24 protein-coding genes and 2 pseudogenes are annotated in these 18,872 nt (G+C 63.4%); 21 read left to right on the forward strand and 5 right to left on the reverse strand.

Going from position 1 to position 18,872, the window contains the following annotated elements:
- Positions 1 to 93 precede the first annotated feature (93 nt).
- Positions 94 to 342 carry a glutaredoxin domain-containing protein gene (locus tag ACT9TC_RS10145; RefSeq protein WP_458040398.1) on the forward strand — a complete coding sequence of 83 codons (249 nt, stop codon included), beginning with the start codon at positions 94 to 96 and terminating at the stop codon, positions 340 to 342.
- A gap of 17 nt (positions 343 to 359) precedes the next feature.
- Entirely contained in the window at positions 360 to 719 is a 360-nt protein-coding gene (locus ACT9TC_RS10150; protein WP_458040399.1) for a hypothetical protein, read from the forward strand.
- Positions 720 to 775: 56 nt separating this feature from the next.
- Here the strand turns inward: ACT9TC_RS10150 and ACT9TC_RS10155 are convergent, their stop codons facing one another.
- Both ACT9TC_RS10155 and ACT9TC_RS10160 read right to left on the reverse strand, forming a co-directional pair.
- Complete coding sequence (locus ACT9TC_RS10155) at positions 776 to 1,039, reverse strand: hypothetical protein (RefSeq protein ID WP_458040400.1); 264 nt, start codon at positions 1,037 to 1,039, stop codon at positions 776 to 778.
- Positions 1,040 to 1,143: 104 nt separating this feature from the next.
- Entirely contained in the window at positions 1,144 to 1,386 is a 243-nt protein-coding gene (locus ACT9TC_RS10160) for a hypothetical protein (RefSeq protein WP_458040401.1), read from the reverse strand.
- A 327-nt stretch (positions 1,387 to 1,713) separates the two neighbouring features.
- Here ACT9TC_RS10160 and ACT9TC_RS10165 point away from each other — a divergent pair, with 327 nt between their 5' ends.
- From ACT9TC_RS10165 to ACT9TC_RS10185, 5 genes are all read left to right on the forward strand, one after another.
- The gene (locus ACT9TC_RS10165; protein WP_458040402.1) at positions 1,714 to 2,022 is read left to right on the forward strand and encodes a hypothetical protein; all 309 of its coding nucleotides are present in this window, start codon (positions 1,714 to 1,716) and stop codon (positions 2,020 to 2,022) included.
- Complete coding sequence (locus ACT9TC_RS10170) at positions 2,019 to 2,189, forward strand: hypothetical protein (protein WP_458040403.1); 171 nt, start codon at positions 2,019 to 2,021, stop codon at positions 2,187 to 2,189. Before ACT9TC_RS10165 ends, ACT9TC_RS10170 begins: the two co-directional genes overlap by 4 nt.
- Positions 2,190 to 2,302: 113 nt before the next feature.
- A complete protein-coding gene (locus ACT9TC_RS10175) occupies positions 2,303 to 2,512 on the forward strand; it encodes a hypothetical protein (RefSeq protein ID WP_458040404.1) in 210 nt (69 codons plus the stop codon).
- 1 nt (position 2,513) lies between these two features.
- Complete coding sequence (locus ACT9TC_RS10180; RefSeq protein WP_206494299.1) at positions 2,514 to 3,083, forward strand: DJ-1/PfpI/YhbO family deglycase/protease; 570 nt, start codon at positions 2,514 to 2,516, stop codon at positions 3,081 to 3,083.
- Complete coding sequence (locus ACT9TC_RS10185; RefSeq protein ID WP_206494300.1) at positions 3,080 to 3,382, forward strand: putative quinol monooxygenase; 303 nt, start codon at positions 3,080 to 3,082, stop codon at positions 3,380 to 3,382. Before ACT9TC_RS10180 ends, ACT9TC_RS10185 begins: the two co-directional genes overlap by 4 nt.
- 105 nt (positions 3,383 to 3,487) lie before the next feature.
- On the opposite strand, the pseudogene ACT9TC_RS10190 reads toward ACT9TC_RS10185, so the two are convergent.
- Positions 3,488 to 3,862 (reverse strand): annotated as a pseudogene (locus tag ACT9TC_RS10190) (excinuclease ABC subunit A); the annotation flags it as partial.
- Between ACT9TC_RS10190 and ACT9TC_RS10195 the strand changes: the two are divergent.
- The 8 genes from ACT9TC_RS10195 to ACT9TC_RS10230 all read left to right on the forward strand — a co-directional run bounded on the left by ACT9TC_RS10195 (position 3,858) and on the right by ACT9TC_RS10230 (position 10,598).
- Positions 3,858 to 4,148 carry a hypothetical protein gene (locus ACT9TC_RS10195; RefSeq protein WP_206494301.1) on the forward strand — a complete coding sequence of 97 codons (291 nt, stop codon included), beginning with the start codon at positions 3,858 to 3,860 and terminating at the stop codon, positions 4,146 to 4,148. The pseudogene ACT9TC_RS10190 and the gene ACT9TC_RS10195 overlap by 5 nt on opposite strands.
- Positions 4,149 to 4,387: 239 nt before the next feature.
- Positions 4,388 to 5,041 (forward strand): TetR/AcrR family transcriptional regulator, encoded by a 654-nt coding sequence (locus ACT9TC_RS10200; protein ID WP_458042914.1) that lies wholly within the window; start codon positions 4,388 to 4,390, stop codon positions 5,039 to 5,041.
- A 115-nt stretch (positions 5,042 to 5,156) separates the two neighbouring features.
- A complete protein-coding gene (locus ACT9TC_RS10205) occupies positions 5,157 to 6,200 on the forward strand; it encodes an NAD(P)-dependent alcohol dehydrogenase (RefSeq protein WP_071043064.1) in 1,044 nt (347 codons plus the stop codon).
- Between the two features lie 669 nt (positions 6,201 to 6,869).
- Entirely contained in the window at positions 6,870 to 7,439 is a 570-nt protein-coding gene (locus ACT9TC_RS10210) for an ABC transporter ATP-binding protein (RefSeq protein ID WP_458040405.1), read from the forward strand.
- A gap of 29 nt (positions 7,440 to 7,468) precedes the next feature.
- A complete protein-coding gene (locus tag ACT9TC_RS10215) occupies positions 7,469 to 7,888 on the forward strand; it encodes a DUF2269 family protein (RefSeq protein WP_458040406.1) in 420 nt (139 codons plus the stop codon).
- A gap of 109 nt (positions 7,889 to 7,997) precedes the next feature.
- On the forward strand, positions 7,998 to 9,125 hold the full coding sequence (locus ACT9TC_RS10220; protein ID WP_458040407.1) for a tyrosine-type recombinase/integrase: 1,128 nt from the start codon (positions 7,998 to 8,000) through the stop codon (positions 9,123 to 9,125).
- A 37-nt stretch (positions 9,126 to 9,162) separates the two neighbouring features.
- Positions 9,163 to 9,465: a helix-turn-helix domain-containing protein gene (locus ACT9TC_RS10225; protein ID WP_458040408.1), complete on the forward strand. Its 303-nt coding sequence runs from the start codon at positions 9,163 to 9,165 to the stop codon at positions 9,463 to 9,465.
- Positions 9,466 to 9,467: 2 nt separating this feature from the next.
- Positions 9,468 to 10,598, forward strand: coding sequence for a hypothetical protein (locus ACT9TC_RS10230; RefSeq protein ID WP_458040409.1), 1,131 nt, complete (start codon positions 9,468 to 9,470; stop codon positions 10,596 to 10,598).
- Positions 10,599 to 10,623: 25 nt separating this feature from the next.
- On the opposite strand, the pseudogene ACT9TC_RS10235 reads toward ACT9TC_RS10230, so the two are convergent.
- Both ACT9TC_RS10235 and ACT9TC_RS10240 read right to left on the reverse strand, forming a co-directional pair.
- A pseudogene (locus tag ACT9TC_RS10235) lies at positions 10,624 to 10,752 on the reverse strand (IS3 family transposase); the annotation flags it as partial.
- A 383-nt stretch (positions 10,753 to 11,135) separates the two neighbouring features.
- On the reverse strand, positions 11,136 to 11,942 hold the full coding sequence (locus ACT9TC_RS10240; RefSeq protein WP_458040410.1) for an IclR family transcriptional regulator: 807 nt from the start codon (positions 11,940 to 11,942) through the stop codon (positions 11,136 to 11,138).
- Between the two features lie 329 nt (positions 11,943 to 12,271).
- On the opposite strand from ACT9TC_RS10240, the gene ACT9TC_RS10245 reads away from it, so the two are divergent.
- The 6 genes from ACT9TC_RS10245 to ACT9TC_RS10270 all read left to right on the forward strand — a co-directional run bounded on the left by ACT9TC_RS10245 (position 12,272) and on the right by ACT9TC_RS10270 (position 18,816).
- The gene (locus ACT9TC_RS10245; protein WP_458040411.1) at positions 12,272 to 13,024 is read left to right on the forward strand and encodes an acetoacetate decarboxylase family protein; all 753 of its coding nucleotides are present in this window, start codon (positions 12,272 to 12,274) and stop codon (positions 13,022 to 13,024) included.
- A gap of 174 nt (positions 13,025 to 13,198) precedes the next feature.
- Complete coding sequence (locus ACT9TC_RS10250; protein ID WP_458040412.1) at positions 13,199 to 13,951, forward strand: SDR family NAD(P)-dependent oxidoreductase; 753 nt, start codon at positions 13,199 to 13,201, stop codon at positions 13,949 to 13,951.
- A gap of 52 nt (positions 13,952 to 14,003) precedes the next feature.
- Positions 14,004 to 14,894 (forward strand): SMP-30/gluconolactonase/LRE family protein, encoded by an 891-nt coding sequence (locus ACT9TC_RS10255; protein ID WP_458040413.1) that lies wholly within the window; start codon positions 14,004 to 14,006, stop codon positions 14,892 to 14,894.
- Positions 14,895 to 15,087: 193 nt separating this feature from the next.
- Complete coding sequence (locus ACT9TC_RS10260) at positions 15,088 to 16,107, forward strand: substrate-binding domain-containing protein (RefSeq protein ID WP_458040414.1); 1,020 nt, start codon at positions 15,088 to 15,090, stop codon at positions 16,105 to 16,107.
- A 125-nt stretch (positions 16,108 to 16,232) separates the two neighbouring features.
- Entirely contained in the window at positions 16,233 to 17,723 is a 1,491-nt protein-coding gene (locus tag ACT9TC_RS10265) for a sugar ABC transporter ATP-binding protein (protein WP_458040415.1), read from the forward strand.
- 28 nt (positions 17,724 to 17,751) lie between these two features.
- Positions 17,752 to 18,816, forward strand: a complete 1,065-nt coding sequence (locus ACT9TC_RS10270) for an ABC transporter permease (RefSeq protein ID WP_458040416.1) — start codon at positions 17,752 to 17,754, stop codon at positions 18,814 to 18,816.
- Positions 18,817 to 18,872 lie beyond the last annotated feature (56 nt).

Consider the following 18,872-nt stretch of genomic DNA (forward strand, 5'->3'; position numbering starts at 1 on the left):
CGAGATGGTGCGCACTGCACGCTCCGCACTCCGTCTTATCTCTGTCTGCCGGAAGGCAAAGAAAAACGGTTGGTGGGGGAGAGGAACGAGCAAATGAACGAACAGGTAGTGGTCGTCTATTCGACCGGTCCCACCTGCATTCGTTGCACCCTGACGACGCGCGTGCTCGAGGCGAAGGGAGTGCCCTTCAAAGTGGTCGACATCCGAGAGAACACCGCAGCTCGTGACTACGTGGTCGAAGAACTCGGCTACACAGAAGCCCCCGTCGTAGTCGTTTCAGACCAGGACCACTGGAGCGGCTTTCAACCTGACCAGATTAACCGGCTCATCGCCAATTGCTGAAGAGAGAAGGAGCAATCATGTCCGTTCGATTCGTCACCGGAAACCTCGCCGCGGACCCGGAGTCACGCGCCGCAGGCAAGACCACGGTCGTGAGTTTCACCGTCCTGGAGAACACAGCCGAATATCGCGGGGGAGAGCGGGTGGAGGGACTCAAGCCGCTCGCGCACGACATCGAAGCCAAGTTCGAGCTGGGCGAAGGCACAGTGGCATCCCTGCACAAGGGCGACGCCGTGATCGTGATCGGAAAGGAGCGAGATGCATCCTTCGAGGGTGACGCGGGTGTGGTTTACCGTCGCGTGATCGACGCCACCCACATCGGACCTGACCTCGGACACGCCACGGCTGTCGTTACTCGAAATCCTCGGGACCACCGCTGATCAAAGCGAACGATGAGGGGGCAAGGCGGCGAGCCTTGCCCCCCTCATCGTTGCCGTCAGACGGGCGTGACAGCATTGCGCCACACCCAGCAGCGCAGGGTGCGATCGCGCACCTGGAACTCCACGCCGCAGGCGTCATCGGTCCACGCCACCACCACCGCGTCGACGTGCATCGCGTGCGGACCAAACCGCACCCAGGCGCGGCAGCGTTTGGGTTTCGGATCGCGAGTGATCGGTAGTTCTTCGGCCTGACGTTCCTGGTCCGTCAGCGACTGCAGAGGGAACTCGGCCGCGATCTTCTCCAGAATGCGATCGTCCATCAAACGATCAAAATGCGCCGCGTAGCGTCGGTTAGCACCAATGACCGGTCTCCAATCTCCGGCCGAGAACGATCCAGGCTACTCGGTAACCACCGACTCGCCTCTCAGGGCGCCGTGCGCGAACTGATCCGGGCATCGCGCATCGTGCGCTGCTCGAGGAGCCCCATGATCAGCAAGCCGAGTGCAGCCAAAGTCAGCAGAATCCAGCCGACGATGCTCACCCACCCGCCTGTGAAAGCTGCAGGCGCGAGCTCCGCGGCGAAGAACCCAACGAACGTCGCTAACCCGAACCAGACCATGCCGTTCGAGATCGCAGCAGTCCTCGCGATCCGCTCCCGCTTACTCATGCCCTAAACCTCCCACCACGCAGAGGAGGTGTCCACTGATCACAGCTACTTCCGAGCGGTCCCGCGTCGACTGCCAGTCGTCGTACCCCTCCGGGGAGAGCCGGCCTGACGGCCGCTGGGCGAGCCGCTACGCGGCCAGATTCAATCCCGTGGGTGTCGGGGACCTCCGAGCCTAAACCGGCTCTATCACTCCGTTCCCTACGGGGGCTCCTTATCCTCCCTCGCTTCGCTCAGTCCGGTACCGCCCCCTCCGGGCACTGCGTTCCGCCACCGGTACCGGCCACTCCGTGCCCCCGGCACCCACCGGGAACAACGAGGAGGAAGAGCATGGAAACGATCGACCTGACACCAAGCCCGCTCGGCTACGCGACCATCGCTTTGCGCATCATCGAGGGTGGCTACGACCTCGATGCGCAGAACCTGACCAACTACCAGGCGCTATGGGCGTGGCAAGCCGCCGAGAACGCGGCACCGCTCATCGGTGATCCGCTCCACGAACTGCCCCGGAAACTCGCGACCGAACTCCTGCGGTTCTACCTGGCCCGCGCCCACACCCGGCCCGCCATCGTCATCACGAGCGATACCACCTACGAAGACCTGGCCAGCGACTCGATCCGGCAGGAAGGCGCACAGTGAGCACCCTGACCCTGATGGAGATGATCGACGATCTCCTGCACGAAGAGCACGTCAAGGCCCTCCCTGAGTGGAATGGGGTGCCGCTCGGGCGCCTGGTCACCGACTATCACCATCCCGACGAGCTCGACGCCGGATGGCGGCGCTGGATAGAAATCAACGGACACTAGGAATCGGCACCGTTGGTGTGTTCGTCCCCCAGGACCCTGGAGGCAAGGATGATCTCGCGAGGCAGGGAAAGGCGGCCATCGATTTCGGAACGCATTGGTTCAAGGGGCAGACCATGGGAAGCGGACAGGCCCCCATCAAGCGGTACAACCGCCAGTTGCGGGACTTGATCGCGGCCGGCAAGGCGACCCCCTCGTGGATCGTCTCCCACGAGATCTCGCTGGACCAAGCCGCCGATGCCTACAAGAACTTCGACGCCAGGTCCAAGGGTTGGACCAAGGTCCTCATCAAGCCCGGCATGTCGACCGAGAAGAAGGCGAGCTGATATGACCGAGACGCTACAGGGCAGGAGAGTCGCCATCCTCGCCGCCGACGGGGTTGAGCGAGTCGAGCTCGAGAAGCCCCGCGAGGCACTGGAGCAGGCTGGTGCACAGACCGAGGTCCTGTCGATCCATGACGGTGAGATTCAGGCGCGTGAGAACGATCTGGATGCAGCAGGCACGTTCACCGTTGACGGGTTGGTCGCGGACGCCTCTGTCACCCACTATGACGCCCTGCTTCTCCCGGGCGGCACGGTGAACCCCGACCAACTCCGGGTTGACCCCGACGCCGTCTCCTTCGTCCGCGAGTTCGTCCAAAGCGGCAAGCCCGTGGCGGCGATCTGTCACGGGCCGTGGACGCTGATCGAGGCAGGCGTGGTCGAAGGTCGCACCTTGACGTCCTTCCCGAGTATCCGCACGGACCTGCGCAACGCCGGTGCTGACGTCGTCGACCAGGACGTCGTGGTGGACGGCAACCTGATCACCAGCCGCTCGCCCGATGACCTGTCCGCATTCTGCGATACGGTCGTGGCGAAATTTGCGAGTAATTCGACCCAGGAAGAGGTGATGTCATGAGCGTGACGAAGGGACTGCTTGTCAGGGTGGAGGCCCTGCCCGGCAAGGAAGACGAGGTCCAGGAATTCCTCGGCATCGGGCGAGGGCTCGTCGAGGAGGAACCGGCCACCGTCGCATGGTTCGCGATCCGTCTCGGCCCGTCCTCCTTCGGGATCTTCGACGTGTTCCCCGATGACGCCGGCCGCGACGCGCACCTGTCCGGCGCCGTCGCGGTCGCTCTCGGCGAGCAGACCGGCAAACTGTTCAGCGAGCCCACGATCGAAAAGTTGGACGTCCTGGGCTCCAAACTCCCCGCCTGAGACCATGATCTCGTCGAGCGTCGCCGGTACCTCACCCTTGTTGGCATAGTCCACGGGTGAGGTACCGGCGACGGTGCGGCGAGTACCCGCGCGATGGTTCTGCCGTCACGATCGAGTCACGCCTGTGGCTTCCTCCAATGCCGCGGCGAGGTATCTCGCCGAAGCACCGACGCCCTTGTCCGCGACATGCGCAGGCGTGCCAGCTGCAACCACGGTCCCGTCGGCGTCGCCCGCGCCGGGGCCAAGATCGATCACGTGATCGGCCACCGCGATAACGCGCATGTCCAGCTCGGCGGCGACGACCGTGTTGCCCGCATCGACCAGCGTCTGCAGATGCGTGACCAGACGATCCGTGTCGGCGCAGTGGAGCCCTGACGTCGGCTCGTCCAGTACGTACAGCGTGTCTCCACGCTGCACACGCTGCAACTCGGTCGCGAGCTTGACGCGCTGGGCCTCACCTCCGGAGAGCTCGCGCATGGGAATCGTGCTGGTGACGCCCGCAATGCTTGAGAAGCTGCGTGCCGACCGGAGCATAGGGAGCAATGAGTTGAGCGCCTTGCTCCGCCGAAGCCTTCTCGTCCCGGTTATGCATGGCGTGACATTCGAAGAACTCGATCAGGTGAGCCCGACGCTTGCCCCTCGTGGAGGGTTCAGCACGGCGGAGGAACCGATGCGAGACATCGTCGTGAAGATCGCGGAACTTGTAGGGACCGTCGCTGAAGAAGAGGCAGCGAGGTCTCAGCGCGCGCAGCTCGTCCGTGAGTGATCCGCTGACGGACACACGAGCCCGACGTTGGGTGAACAAGATCCTTGCTCACCGATGCGGCAAGAGGCTCGGATAGATTTGCGCACCACGACACGGAGGCAGCAGGCAGCAGTGCCGGCGGGAACTGAGAGCCGGATGTGATTGGAGATCTGCTGCAGGGTCGAACCTCCAGCGAGGAGACTTCGCACCTGGGTAGGCCGTGGCAGTTTCTGCCACGCAGGTGTAGCATCACCCCCGTGATGGAGTGCGAAATCGAGCCGCGAGAGGGCGCGCGTCTTCGCGCATCGGAACAATGCTGCGCACTGTTCATCGCCCGTGGCACCACGGACCTGACGATCACTGAGATCGCGAGCGAGATCGGCATTTCGCAGCGAACGTTCTATCGGTACTTTCCGGTCAAGGCCGAGTCGATTGGGCCAGTGTTCGACTGGTTCATTCGACGTTTCAACGCGGTGATCGTCGAAACGGATCCAGACATCGCCCTGACGGAGGTGCTGCGCCTCGCGTTCCGGGCAAGCTTGCTGGGCGAATCTGCTGAGCGCACTTTGCAGCTGTTTCCCCTCGTGTTCCGCAACTCGGAGATGTGGTCGGTGTTCATGCGAAAGGTTCATGACGGTGAGCTGTCGGTCGCGCCCGTGTTGGCGCCCCGGCTCGGGTTGGCGGCGGACTCTGTCGCCGCCCGCGCGGCTGCCGCAGCCGTGGCGAGTTCGATTCGGATCGCCCTCGAGGACATGGTCACAGCGGGCGCTGATCCGGAGACCGCTTACGTGCGGACCCTCGTGCAATTCACGTCGGGACCTCTCGTTGCCGCCCCGCGCCGCCTCCCCGGGATGGGCAGCCCGCCTCGCCACGTGAACCTGACGTCGATGGGAGGTGCGAACCCAACGCCCTGATCGAACAGCACCGACGCTTCTACGAGTTGCACCCTGCGATCGCAGGCGACCGCGAACCACCATCCCGAACAAGGCCTGCTAATGGCCTATCTGTGAACAGAAGAGGACGCACAATATGAAAGCAGCACGACTGAACGAAGTAGGGTCGGATTTCGTCATCGAGGACGTTCCGACTCCAGAACCTGGGCCTGGGGAGGTCCTGATACGAATCGGTGGATCCGGGGCATGCCACTCCGACCTGCACGTCAAGTCCGGCGAGATTCCGGGTGTCGCTTTCCCACACACCCTGGGTCATGAGAATGCAGGCTGGATCGAGTCCTTCGGTCCCGGCGCAGAAGGCAACGGGTTCGAGGTCGGCGACGCGGTCGTCGTGTTCGGCGGCTGGGGCTGCGGTCACTGCCGTTTCTGCCTGGGAGGCAAGGAACAGCTCTGCAACACATTCCTGTGGGGCGGCATGGGCCCAGCAGGCGGGTATGCGGAGTACATGGTCGTGCCGTCCGTGCGGCATTTGCTCCGGGCAGACGGACTCGACCCGGTAGAAGCAGCCGCTCTCACCGATGCAGCCCTTACGCCTTACTCGGCGGTCAAGAAGGCACTGCCCCACCTCGTGCCCGGCACTAGCGCGGTCTTGATCGGCGCTGGAGGGCTCGGCCAGTACGGGGTCCAGTTCCTGAAGCTGCTCTCCCCGGCAAAGGTGATCGTCGTCGACACCGACGAGAAGAAGCGTCAGACCGCACACGAGCTCGGCGCCGACGTCACCGTCGACCCTCGAGATGCTGATGCCGCGGAACAGATTCGCACTGCCGCCGGCCAGGACGGGGTAGCGGCTGTTCTTGACTTTGTCGGAATCGACACGACCATGGCCCTTGGTGCTGGAGCGGTGGACCGGCTCGGTATCTTTGTGCTCGTCGGGCTCGCGGGCGGCAGCTTCCCGTTCTCGTTCTTCCGCTTCGCCGCCGAAGCAGTGATGATGACGAGCAACTGGGGTACCCGGAATGAACTCGAGGAGGTACTCGCGCTAGCCCGCTCTGGGCGCCTGGTATCGGCGATTGAACGACACCCACTTTCGGAAATCAACGAAGTGTTCGAGCGCCTCGCCACCGGTCAGATCCCCGGACGGGCCGTGCTGGTCCCAGGAGCGCCCTCCTCGAACGGCTGAGCGACCCAACGGCCAGGACGATGCCCCTCCCACGAGAGAACAACAGGCTGGGGCATCGTCCTCGCCACCACGATCGGGAATCGTTGACGCAAGCGGAACTGATCGCGGACGTGCACTATATCGCTCGACTTGTCGGGAAATTGAGCCGATTGGCTCCGCTTGCGCGCTCCGCGTCGAGCACGATCCCCAGGATCAGAAGTTGGTCCACATCAACATGAAGCATTTGGACTCGCTCATCTTCGGGGAAGCGCTCGCAACTCTGGATGCAGCGCGGAAGATCCTCGGGAAACCTCCGCTCGACCACACTACGAATTTGGGTCCCGCGCTTCAGGACAGCGTGTCGACGGACTCACAGGCACCCGGCGTGAACGCCCGTCACGAGACCGGAGGAGTCCGCTTTGCGCCCTCCACACGGTGAAGCGAAACGAACGACGACGCGCCCGCAAGCCGGTCCCTCACCGTGTACGCCTACCGCGATTGACCGCAAGCGATCCGGCTGGCTTCGGGATGCACGTATACCTCGCACGATGAAGATGCACGCATAGGTGCGCTATCTGCAACACCCTCTGACAGCTCGGAACAGAACTGTTGGAATCCTCTAATACACGACGAGGCACCGAAATCGATCGATTCTGAGCAGGCCGACCAGCGCGCGGTGCACGCAGCGATGTGAATCGCGGCGGTAGGCGTCGTGGTTCCCGCGTCGCTTATCGTCCGATCGGAAGTGCTTCCCTCATCGACGACATCGATGCCACCCGCCTCACCCCCGGCGAAGCGACTGAGACCCGCCGGAACAAGATCGGCATCGTCTTCCAGCAGTCCAACCTCATCCCGTCCCTGACCGCGCTCGAGCAGCTGTCCGTCATGAACGAGCTCGGCGCACGCCACTCCCGCCGAAACCGTGGCAACGCGACCAAACGAGCCGAGACACTTCTGGACGCGGTCGGACTCGCCGACCACCGAGACAAACGACCCCATCAGCTCTCCGGAGGTCAACGCCAGCGAGTGAACATCGCCCGCGCCCTGATGAACGACCCCAGCGTGCTCCTCGTTGACGAACCCACCAGCGCCCTTGACCAGGAACGCGGCGCCAGCATCATCCAGCTCATCCTGCGCCTGACCGACGAGTTGAATACCTCGACGCTGCTCGTCACCCACGACCTCGTCCACCTGCCCCGGATGCACGGCGTCGTCAACCTCGTCGACGGCACACTCGTCGCCACCGTCCCTGCCGCCTAACAAGCAGCCCTTCAGCAAAGGAAATCCCCTTGGACCTTCTGTTCAGCATCCTGCACGTCGCCACCGCGGTCTTCATCATCGGCCCCATCGCCATCATGCCCATGACCGCCCTGCGCGCGCTTCGCACCGGAGACAACGCCCGCGCAACGGCGTCAGCGAAGAGCCTCCGCCTCCTGACCTACCTGTCCTTCCTTGTGATTGTCACCGGATTCGGGGTCATGGGTATGGCCGACCCGAAATATGACCTCTCCATCACCACCCCCTGGGTTCTGGGATCTCTCATCCTTTATGTGATCGCCGTTGCGCTCACGCTCGGGATCGTCATCCCTACATACCTGCACCCGGAACGGCGGGAACCGAAGCAGCGCTACACGCGCGTCGCGGTGAGCTCGGGCATTGCAGCCATCTGCCTGGTCTCGGTAGTCGTGCTGATGGTGTGGAAGCCGTAAGACCCCTCCGCGAACGTCCCGGATTCGACGGTCGCAGTCGCAGCGGGTGGTAGACGTGTCGACTGCGGGCGAGTCCAACCTATTGCAACGATGATGCGTTGGATGCAACATGGTTCCCGTGATCCACCACGAGCCGGGGAGTTCGCCGTCACTGATCGTCCTCGCGGCGAATGTGGTTGCTCTGGACGAAGAACGGTTCGTCTTCGATGCGATGGTGGCTCGCTGGGGCGACCAGCAGGCGAGTCGTGGCCTGCAGCCGAGGACTGTCGAGCGGCGGCAGCAGTTCATCCGCCGGTTTCAGTTGTTCTGTGAGGACTATCCGTGGCGGTGGGCACCGGGAGACTTGGAAGACTTCACGACGCGCGCGCGGTCTGGTGCCAACCCATTGACCCGCGCCACACTTCGTAGCTATCAGCTGACGATCCGGCTGTTCTGCGACTTCATCAGTGACATTCGCTACGGCTGGCCGGCCGAGTGCACGAAGAGGTTCGGGGTAGCCTCTCAGCAGATTTGCCATGACTGGAACACCATTGCGCATCTTCTCGACTTCGAAGCGCGTCCCGGCCGGCGGGCGCTGACGACGGATGAGTTGCAACGGTTCTTCGATGCCGCCGACGACCGCGTGGACTCCATCCTCCGGACGCGGCGGAAGGGCGCACTCAACGCCCTCAGAGACTCGCAGATATTCAAGACGATCTACGCCTTCGGGCTACGTCGCGCCGAGGTAGTCGGGCTCGACATCGCTGATCTACGGTCGAATCCGGCGGCACCGCGCTTCGGCAGTTTCGGCGCGCTTTACGTGCGGCATGGGAAGGCAGCCCGGGGGACCGGTCCGAAACGACGCACCGTCCTGACCGTCCCGGAGATCGGGTGGGTCGTTGATGGGCTGAGGCAATGGGTCGACCTCGCTCGTCCGCGGTTCGTTAGTGACTGGCACACCGACGTTCTTTGGCCCACGGAGCGGCACACAAGGGTCAGCACCCGCTACCTGAACATGCGGTTCGCGGACTTGCGTGACCAGGTCGGTCTCCCCACTGAGCTGACGCCGCACGCGCTCCGGCACACCTACGTGACGAACCTCATTGAGTGGGGCTACAGCGAGAAGTTCGTCCAAGACCAAGTCGGTCACGCCTACGCGTCCACCACCGCGATCTACACCTCTGTCGGCGACGACTTCAAGAACCGCGCCCTCGCCCGCGCGCTCTCACAAATCTACGGAGACAACGATGGCAACTGACCAAGACGGCCCCGTGGTTTGGAACCTCCGCACTCTCATGGCCGACGTCGGCATGTTCCAAACCACCGACCTGATCCAGCCATTACGAGACCACGGCGTGCAGCTCTCCCGGGAGCAAGTCTTCCGCCTGGTGACCCGCACCCCAGAACGGCTGAACATCGAGGTGCTCGCCGCGCTCTGCAAGATCTTCGACTGCGGGCCCAGTGAACTCCTCACCATCAAGTCCCAGCGCATCACCACCCATGCCGACGCGGCCGGCCAGGGACCTCGCGACATTTCCATCGGGGATCTCCGCCCCGTCCGCGCACGTTTACACCGCCCCGACCAGCCCGGCAACTGACCATGCCCGGCACCGCACACACATGCACCCGCTGCGAAAAAGATGCGCCGCGCCGCTACTTCCTCCTCGGCGGACAGATCTGCAACGCCTGCTACAGCGCACTCCGCCGCAACCCCGCGACGTGCCCGTCCTGCTCCGAGACGCGCGTTCTCGCCTTCATCAACAAGCGCGGAGATGTCTGCTGCGCGGAATGCGCCGGCCAACCCCGCCGATTCGCCTGCAGCACCTGTGGAAGCGAACGATTCCTCACCGGCGCACAGTGCGGGCACTGTCGCCTGGACGAACGCCTCCAGGAGCTCCTCGGCAACGACGGTTCCCTCCCGCCGCCGCTCGCCAATTTGCGCGACTACCTCACGACCGCGCCGATGGATCCACGGTCCATCGTCCGCTGGCTACGGCGAGGAGATATCGACCGAACGCTGCGTGACATGGCGTCAGGGAACCTGCCCATCGGCCACTTCACAATCGACCAACTCCCGCCCGGACCACGGACCCGATACTTCCGCCGACTCCTGATCGACGCCGACACACTCCCGCCGATCCCCGTACTCCTCCACGAGCTCAACATCTTCGTCGACACCCACGCCGCGCACCTGCCGCGCGAGCACGCGCCCATCCTTCGCCGATTCCACCGATGGGTGGTCCTCCCGCAACTGCTCCGGCGCTACCGCGACAACGGCAACGACATCACGATCGGCGTCTTCACAAACCAACGCAGCGCAACTCTGGCCAGAGCACGATTCCTCAGCTGGATCAGCGCGCAAGGCACCACCCTCGCGGACCTCGACCAATCGACCCTTGACGATTACCTCGCGCACATCAACGCGCGTCCCGCTTTCGCTCAGATCAAAGACCTTGCCAACAAGGTCGTGCACGCCTACATCGAAAACGTCTCCCTCGTTCAACGAAAGCCAAACCCCTATCCAGTCGGCCCGATCCTTGTGCGCGAGGCCGAGACAGAACATTTCGACAATGCGTTACACGCCGGATACGAAGGGCTAAACGGACTCGAACGAACCTTTGCTCGCGCCCTCGACAAGACCGGGCTGACCGACCTCACCCTTGAAGGCGCCGCCCGCATCATCGCCAGCACCAGTGGGCCGCACCCTTCAGTCGGTCCGGGCGGTGTGTGAGTCGTCGGTTTCGCCACCTGTACTACGTCTGCTCCGACACCCCGAGCTCCCGGCACACCGCGGCGACGTCCTGCCAGTCGGCGAGCATCCTGTCGGCCTGCCCGAGCTTGCGGACGACCTGCTCCGGAGTGTGACGCTTCCTGCTGTTCGACATGATCTGACCAGTCTCCCTGCCCGAACCCTCGGGCAACAGGACAACTCACACAACGGCTGGACCTACAAAACGGGGTCAGCCCACCAGCAAACCCTGTGGACACATACCTACACCCTCACGCGCAGACGCCTACCCTGACCCGATGACCCCCGACGAGGACACCACCTGGCGCGGCTTCGCCCCCAACTGCCGCCAATGCCTCGTACACCTCGAGGCCGTCGATAACCCGAAGCGCACTCCAGTCTGGCGATGTCCGTTCTGCGGGCTTATCCAGCTACCCACGTGAGGCAGAAACAGAGGAGTAAGGGGAACCTCTCTCACGTGCGCCGAGATGCTCCGCTGGCCGCTAGGACCCCACTCGGCGAGGTATCCCGCTCCGTCAGTCAGCCGAGAACAGCACCGGCAGGGCGTGAAACCGCGCGGGCGAGGTCGGTGGCGGTCTTGACGAGCTGCTCGATCCGCGCCCGAGTGGCGAGGCTCTTCAGGGTGGTGATGCTGACTCCGAACCTGCCGGACCCCTGAGGTATGTCGGGCACCGCAACACCGACGCACAGAATCCCTTCCGTGGTCTCCTGATCGTCGATGGCGTATCGGGTGTGCCGGATCTGTTCGAGCTCCAGTTCGAGCTCCGCGGCCGTCGTTTTCGAGTATCTCGTCAGCGACGGAAGCGGCTCCGCGGCGTGCAGTCGCTCGGCGCTCTCGTCCCTGGGGAGATCCGCGAGCATGGCCTTGCCGAGCGCAGTACAGTTTGCCGGCAGCCGAAGGCCGACACTCGATGCGATCTGGATGCGCTGATTACCGTCGTGTCGACCGAGGTACATGACATCGAGCCCGTCGAGTGTGGCGAGCTGGATGGTTTTGTCGCTCATGCTGGGAGGAAGATTCTGGCAGGCCTCAGTGAAGCTCCGCAACGGGTCGAGGGTGGACACGTAGGCCTGGCCGAATTCAAACAGTCGCGGCCCGAGCATGAAGCCACGGTCAGTCTCGATCACCATCCCGGAGCCCGAGAGTGCGGCACAGATATTCGCCGCCGAAGAACGCGGGATCTTGGCGGATGCGGCTATTTGGCCGATGGAGATCGGCAGGCCGCGGCTCTTGGCCAGTATCTCGAGGATGACGGCCGCACGTGTGACTGCGGGCGAGGCCGACGCGCTCGACCAGCGACTGGTCGGTTCAGAAAGTTGAGTCATGTTTTCCCGGTTGAATTCGTCTGACCAATTGGATCGTGCCCGCCTGGTCCGACATATGAGCAAGTCTAAGTGTGCCAACAGAGTGACACAATATCCAAATGTTGACATCTCGTTCGAGCCTGACATAGCATCGGGAACACGGCGGGGGAACTGCCTGGCGAAAGCTCTGAAGTCCGGCCCGGATGCTCAAACACGACCCATCCGCGGTGAGCTTGTTGCTGTACCACTCTCGCCACTGCCGCAATCAATGGAGATGGGAGAAACCTGTGAAGCAGGGAGAAGTTTGTAGGAACTACGAACTCGACTGGATGGCGTGCGACAACGGCGAAATGATCGGGCGTATCGACGCCGACTATCTGATCATGACCGCCAAGGGCGACCTCGAGCACTTGCGCAAACTCGTGCCGGCACCGCTCGTGGCCACAGACGAAGTCGTCATCTACATGGGGTACTTCAAGGAGACGGAGAAGGAGGGCGTTCGCACGTGGGCATACCCGTTCCATGAGTGGGGTATCGGCATCAAGACGCATCTGCCTGACGACCCGGACTCTGAGGGCTTGTTCCTCGTGCAGCTCTATGTCGACGACGATCTGGTGCTCGTTCATGGGCGTGAGGTGTGGGGTTACCCGAAGAAGATCGGCCAGATGGCAATCACCCCTCGTTCCGCCGAGGATTCCGACCGTTATGAGTACACGGTCGGACGCCGGGGATCACACCTCGTGTCGGGCGTGGTCGAGGACCTCAAGCCGATCGACAAGGAGGAGTTCCCGTTCTTCGGAAAGGCGTACTCCATCTGTTACCGCCAGACCCCGGCCAACACCGAGATCGGGCTCGAGAAGAACGAACTCGTTTGGGTCCACCTCGAGTTCGAGGCCGCGGACACGATGAAGGGCACGGGCAACATCTCGATCCAGGACGGTCCGTTCGATCAGATCCCGATCGGCCCGCTGAGCGACTTCACGTCGTACTTCGGTCGTTGCACGTTCAACCACTACGGTGTCGCGGATCGAGTCGTTCAGACGGATGATCTGGCACGCCCGCTCGATCTGTCACGTGCGGGTGAGGCGCCGGCCCTGGTCTGACTCGACCGTTCGGGCAGCACGGCCTCTTGCAGTCGCGGGCAATCGCAGATCTTGCTCTCGCGATTCGCTCCCGCGCATTGCGAGGGGCCGTGCGCCAGCCGCACGCACTCCGTGTGGTTACGCAGTCGCTCTTGGGTGCAGCTCGTACCCCTCTAGTCATTGGATAAGGACAACGTGAAACTGACCGGAAAAACGGCGATCGTCACGGGCGGAGCTTCGGGGATCGGGCGCGCGTCCGCCATCGCACTCGCGGCAGAAGGAGCCAGTGTCGCCGTCAGCGATGTCGATACGGCCGGTGCCGAGGAAACGGCGGAGCTGATCCAGCAGGCGGGCGGCAACGCGATCGCCGTCCGTTGTGACGTCTCGCAGGAGGACGACGCGCGTCGGCTCATCCAGGAGACCGTCGCGGCCTTTGGCGGCGTGAACGTTCTGTTCAACAACGCGGGCATCAATCCCATGGAGGGCAACGTCGTCGACCTGCCGACCAGCGAGTGGCGGCGAATCTTCTCGATCAACGTCGACGGCATCTTCTTCTGCTCGCGCTTCGCCATCCCTGAGATGCGGCGCGGAGGAGGCGGGCGCATCATCAACACCGCGTCGCCGAGCTCGTTTCTCGGCTGGCCGGACAACGCGGCCTACATCGCCTCGAAAGGGGCAGTGATGTCCCTCACCCGCGCCATGGCGATGGACCATGCTCGGGAGAACATCACTGTGAACGCTCTCGTCCCAGGACTCATCATGACCGGTATCGGGCGGAGCTTTCTCGCTGCCCAGGCTGATCCGGATGCAGCCGAAAGCGGCAACCCCATCGGGCGGGCGGGGCTGCCAACCGAGATCGCGCCGTTGGTCGTGTTCCTCGCGAGCGACGACTCCAGCTTCTCGACCGGGGCGCCCTTCTACGCCGATGGAGGACAAATTGCGAGCTAACGCGCCGGCGCGCCATGCGAGGGCGGTGTCTGGGGGAGCGCCTGAGAGACGGATGGCCGACCTGATCGAACCGATGTCGCGTCTCGAGAGTGTGGCGAGCGGATTCGGCTTCACTGAGGGTCCCGTTTGGATGCCGGATCAGTCGCTGTTGTTCAGTGACATGCCTCACGACAAGCGGCGGCGTTGGCGCGAATACGAAGGGGTGACGATCGAACGCGCTGAGAGCGACAAGTGCAACGGGATGACGATTGACAATGGCGGCGCATTGATCGTGTGTGAGCACTCGACGAGCAGAGTCGTGCGTGAGGCCGCCGATGGCTCGCGCACCGTGCTCGCCGAACGCTGGGAAGGTCGTGAGCTGAACAGCCCGAACGACGTGATCGTCGCGAGCGATGGCGCGGTACTGTTCACTGATCCCGTGTACGGCCGGATGCCCGTCTTCGGCGTCGAACGCGACTTGGAGCTCGAATTCCGCGGCGTGTACCGCGTAACGCGCGCTGGCGAACTGCAGCTTCTGGCCGCGGACTTCGGGCAGCCGAATGGCCTCTGCTTGTCACCGGACGAGTCGCGACTGTACGTCGGTGATACCGAGCGCGCGCACATCCGTTCCTTCCAGTACGACGCGAACGGAGCCCTGTCGGACGACCGCGTCTTCGCATCCGGGATCAGCGCCGTCAGCGACAACTCCGACGGCTTCGTCGACGGCATGAAGGTTGACGAACTCGGCAACCTGTACGTGACCGGCCCCGAGGGGATCTGGATCTTCGACCCGGCGGGGAACCGGATAGGCACGATCGAGGTTCCGGAGAAGGTCTCCAACCTCAACTGGGGCGATTCCGATTGGCGAACGCTGTACATCACGGCCTCGACATCGGTGTATCGAGTTCGAACCAAGGTGAGGGGAAATCAGCTGGGATACATGCGCGCCGGCCGGAGCCAGTAGACCCTACGTGCACGTCACGCGGACGACTTCAACGAGGAACGCACGGCGTGCGTCGGGGGTCCGCGTTCCCGAAGATCCTCGTAGCGGTCAAGGGTAGCTCGCCATCGCGCGAACGTAGGTACCCCCTTGCCTGCATCATCCGGACAGTTCGACCGAGCTGTTCCCAACCTGATTCACGAAGAGGTGCATCACCATGAAAACAAGCAAGCTCATCGCAGTATCCGCCGTGTCGGCCGTCGTCGTAGCCTTGGCTGGCTGCGCATCGGGGGCTGTGGGCGGCGCGGCAGAAGAAACCTCCGCGCCGGTGGGGTTCGCCCAGCGCAACTTTGAGAGTGACTGGTGGGCCGCTCAGTCCGAGGGGGCGCGGGTCGCGGCGGCCGAAGAGGGCATCGAACTGCTCGAGTCCGATGCCAAGGGTGATCCGATCGTCCAGAACTCCGACGTGCAGACCTTCATCACCAAGGGTGTGGGAGCCGTCATCATCAACCCCGCCGACCCGAGGGGCGTTGCTAGCTCCGTCACCGCGCTGAAGCAAGCGAACATTCCGTTGATTGCGGTCAACTCGAACCTCGATGAATCGCTCGCATCGAGCGCTTATTGCTACGTCGCCGAAGACCAGGAGGCGACCGCTGCCGGGGTCGGGGCCGAACTCGCCGAGGTGATGAAGTCACGTAACGCCGGCCCCGACCCCGTCAAGGCGGTGATGGTGGGCGGCTTCCCCGGAGAGATTGTGACCGAGCTTCGTACCTCCGGATTCACGAGCGGCTATGAGTCGGTTCCTGGCGCACCTGACCTTGACATGCTGCCGACGGTCTTCGGCGAGTGGACGGCCGATGGCGCCCTCGCGCCGTTGCGGGAGGTCGCGACGGCGAACCCTGATCTGCAGCTGCTGTTCGTCGCGAGCGACTCAATGCTCCCGTCCGTCCAGTCAGCGTTGACGAGCATGGGGATTTGGGACACGGCAGTGATCGGAACCTACGACGGCGCCATGTCCACCGTGCAGTTCATGATCGACAACCCCGATGGTCCGATCTTCGCGGACGGCGCAAACAGTCCGGACGTGCAAGGTCAAGTGGCCGTCGAGATGGCGAAGGCCGCCATCGAGGGCGTTCCCCAAAGCGAGTCCTGCCCCGGGGGCATCAAGTACATTGACACACCGCTCTACACCCCTGGCAACGCCGCGGAGTTCCTCAAAGAGAACGCCAAGTTCTGAGACTGCCGCCGAGTCGTCTGACACTCAGCGAGGAGGGAATGACGATGGGAACTGATTCGAGATCAGGATCCGATCCGATTGGTCAGGAGGGTCGACGCGGCGATCCGTTGTTGCGGCTCGTCGGGGTGTCGAAGAGTTACCCGGGTGTGCGGGCGCTCGACGGCATCGATCTCGACATCTGGGCTGGCGAGTGTCACGCGATGCTGGGTCAGAATGGCGCGGGGAAGTCGACGCTGGTCAAGATTATGTCCGGAATCGAGGCTCCGAGCGAAGGGGAGTTGTACCTCGAGGGCGCGCGGGTGCGATTCTCTCGCCCGATCGACGCGCAGCAGGCCGGCATCTACACGATCCATCAAGAACTCAGCCTTGCGCCGGCTCTGACTGTGGCCGAGAACGTGTACATCTCCGACTTGCCGCGGAACAAGCTGGGCGTCATCAACTGGAATGCCGTACGCCGCAACGCCGCGGCCGCCGTCCGAAACCTTGGTTTCGACATCCCTGTCGACACCCCAGTAGGGATGCTTTCGATGGCCGAGCAGCAGGTGGTTGAGATCGCGAAGGCTGTGCATCACAAGGCCCGAGTGCTCCTGCTGGACGAGCCCACGGCGACGCTACCGCAGCCCGATGTCGATCGACTCTTCGAAGTCGTTGACAAGCTGCGCTCCGAGGGCGTCGCCGTGGTGTTCATCTCGCACAGGCTCGATGAGGTCTACCGGTTGTGCGATCGAATCTCGGTGATGCGGGACGGGCGCCGGATACAGACCAGATCGGTCTCCGAACTCGCCCCTGACGCCGCGGTTCGCTCGATGGTGGGTGAGAGTCTCGTCGACGATCTCCTGGGGCAGATCACGAGTGGAACTCGCCGCCGGATCAATCCCAAGGCCGTCTCCAGAGACGCGCCGGCGATCGTTGACGTGCGCGGCCTCAGCGACTCGAATCTGCTGCGTGACATCTCGCTGACCGTCAAGGTGGGCGAGGCGGTCGCGGTCACGGGGTTGGTGGGCAGCGGGCAGTCCGAGCTCGGTGCAGCGCTCTTCGGCAGCAGGGCGCGCACAGCTGGTGAGATCCAAGTCAACACGACTCATCGGCTGCGGGGCCGCGCGCCGCGCGAAGCGATCGGCGCGGGGCTCGGCATGATCCCCGAAGACCGAAAGTCTCAAGGGCTCGTGCTCGACATGACGGTCAAGGCAAACATCTCGTTGGCCAGCCTCGGGTCGATCAATCGGTTCGGCATTCGACAAGGTGGGAAGGAATCGGACATCGCCGACGAGATGATCCGCGAGCTCGGCATCAAGGTGCGGGACGCTGAGCAGGTCGTGGGGACGCTGAGCGGCGGCAACCAGCAGAAGGTCGTGTTCGCCAAATGGATCGCCGCCGGCGCCGACGTCCTCATCATCAACGAGCCGACCCGTGGCGTCGACGTCTCGGCCAAGGAGAGCATCTACGACGGCATAGCCAGGTATCTCGCGGAGGGCGGATCGGTGCTGCTGCTCACGTCCGAGCTGAGCGAGGCGCTCATGGCCGACCGCATCTACGTCATGCAGAACGGACGGCTGACCGACTCCTTCGAGCACGAGATGACGGATCTAGATCATCTATTGGGTCTACTGCGGTAGGTCATGTCAGAGAACGGAATCATCCAAAATGATTGACACACTCAAGAACCGCGATGAGCAGCTCACTGCGCCTGCTTCCGACCCGCAGCAGGCCTTTCGCTTACGCGTGCGGCGCCTGTTCACGGGGTCGTACGTCCCGATTCTGTTGGCTCTCGTGGTGGTCATGATTATCGGCTCGTTCGCGTCGCCGTATTTTCTCACCGGCCGGAACCTCCAGAACATCATCCTCACGGGTGCCATCGTCTCGATCCTCGCGATCGGACAGTTCATGGTCATCGTCACTGCGGGAATCGACTTGTCGGTCGGCGCGATCGCCGCCCTCGCGACGGTCTTCTCGGCGTGGATCCTGGCCCATGGCGGCTCGCTCCTCGTAGCGATCGGCGGCGCCCTGGTCATCTGCGCCGGGGTTGGCGTGCTCAACGGCCTGGCGGTCGTCTTCGGGCGAATCACCCCGTTCATCGCGACGCTCGGCATGCTGAGCATCATCCAGGGCATCTCGTTCTTCGTGCAGGGCGGTTCGCTTATCGCGATAACGAACCAGGAGTTCATCAGTCTGTTCAACGGCCAGGTACTCGGCATCTCATCGCCCACCGTCCTGCTCATCATCGTCACGATCGTCGCGGCGCTGGTAATGCGATACACCATCTTCGGGCGACAGCAGTACGCCATTGGCGGCAACAGTCATGCGGCGCTGCTCTCGGGGCTCCCGGTTCGCAGGAACGTCATCCTTGCCTATTCGATCTCAGGGTTCTTGGCCGGTCTCGCCGGTTTGATCCTCGCCGCACAGCTCTCGGGTGGCAGCGCGTTGGCAGGTCAGAACTACGCGCTCGACTCGATCGCCGCGGCCGTGGTCGGTGGGGCCGCGCTCTTCGGCGGCAAAGGGAATCCCGTGAGCGCCGTGCTCGGGGCACTGCTCATCGGGACCATCGCCAACATCATGAACCTTCGAAATGTGCAGGCGGAGGGTCAGCTCGTCATTCAGGGCGTCCTCGTGCTGCTCGCGGTGTATCTCACGTCGGGCGGTTCGAAGGATATCTCGCGCGGGTTCAGCACGTTGTTCAGACGGCGCAACTACGCGCAGATCTCGAACTGAACGCCCGGAACCATCTTCGAAGCATGCATCAACGGCTCAAATAGTAGGGAGAAACA

It is taken from the genome of Microbacterium sp. HM-570, assembly GCF_054165885.1.

What these genes read in the sequence shown, in the direction of transcription:
- ACT9TC_RS10145 (WP_458040398.1), top strand. Translation starts at nt 94, where the DNA reads ATGAACGAACAGGTAGTGGTCGTCTATTCGACCGGTCCCACCTGCATT.
- ACT9TC_RS10150 (WP_458040399.1), top strand. Translation starts at nt 360, where the DNA reads ATGTCCGTTCGATTCGTCACCGGAAACCTCGCCGCGGACCCGGAGTCA.
- ACT9TC_RS10155 (WP_458040400.1), bottom strand. Translation starts at nt 1,039, where the DNA reads ATGGACGATCGCATTCTGGAGAAGATCGCGGCCGAGTTCCCTCTGCAG.
- ACT9TC_RS10160 (WP_458040401.1), bottom strand. Translation starts at nt 1,386, where the DNA reads ATGAGTAAGCGGGAGCGGATCGCGAGGACTGCTGCGATCTCGAACGGC.
- ACT9TC_RS10165 (WP_458040402.1), top strand. Translation starts at nt 1,714, where the DNA reads ATGGAAACGATCGACCTGACACCAAGCCCGCTCGGCTACGCGACCATC.
- ACT9TC_RS10175 (WP_458040404.1), top strand. Translation starts at nt 2,303, where the DNA reads ATGGGAAGCGGACAGGCCCCCATCAAGCGGTACAACCGCCAGTTGCGG.
- ACT9TC_RS10180 (WP_206494299.1), top strand. Translation starts at nt 2,514, where the DNA reads ATGACCGAGACGCTACAGGGCAGGAGAGTCGCCATCCTCGCCGCCGAC.
- ACT9TC_RS10185 (WP_206494300.1), top strand. Translation starts at nt 3,080, where the DNA reads ATGAGCGTGACGAAGGGACTGCTTGTCAGGGTGGAGGCCCTGCCCGGC.
- ACT9TC_RS10195 (WP_206494301.1), top strand. Translation starts at nt 3,858, where the DNA reads ATGGGAATCGTGCTGGTGACGCCCGCAATGCTTGAGAAGCTGCGTGCC.
- ACT9TC_RS10200 (WP_458042914.1), top strand. Translation starts at nt 4,388, where the DNA reads ATGGAGTGCGAAATCGAGCCGCGAGAGGGCGCGCGTCTTCGCGCATCG.
- ACT9TC_RS10205 (WP_071043064.1), top strand. Translation starts at nt 5,157, where the DNA reads ATGAAAGCAGCACGACTGAACGAAGTAGGGTCGGATTTCGTCATCGAG.
- ACT9TC_RS10220 (WP_458040407.1), top strand. Translation starts at nt 7,998, where the DNA reads ATGGTTCCCGTGATCCACCACGAGCCGGGGAGTTCGCCGTCACTGATC.
- ACT9TC_RS10225 (WP_458040408.1), top strand. Translation starts at nt 9,163, where the DNA reads ATGGCCGACGTCGGCATGTTCCAAACCACCGACCTGATCCAGCCATTA.
- ACT9TC_RS10230 (WP_458040409.1), top strand. Translation starts at nt 9,468, where the DNA reads ATGCCCGGCACCGCACACACATGCACCCGCTGCGAAAAAGATGCGCCG.
- ACT9TC_RS10240 (WP_458040410.1), bottom strand. Translation starts at nt 11,942, where the DNA reads ATGACTCAACTTTCTGAACCGACCAGTCGCTGGTCGAGCGCGTCGGCC.
- ACT9TC_RS10245 (WP_458040411.1), top strand. Translation starts at nt 12,272, where the DNA reads ATGATCGGGCGTATCGACGCCGACTATCTGATCATGACCGCCAAGGGC.
- ACT9TC_RS10255 (WP_458040413.1), top strand. Translation starts at nt 14,004, where the DNA reads ATGGCCGACCTGATCGAACCGATGTCGCGTCTCGAGAGTGTGGCGAGC.
- ACT9TC_RS10260 (WP_458040414.1), top strand. Translation starts at nt 15,088, where the DNA reads ATGAAAACAAGCAAGCTCATCGCAGTATCCGCCGTGTCGGCCGTCGTC.
- ACT9TC_RS10270 (WP_458040416.1), top strand. Translation starts at nt 17,752, where the DNA reads ATGATTGACACACTCAAGAACCGCGATGAGCAGCTCACTGCGCCTGCT.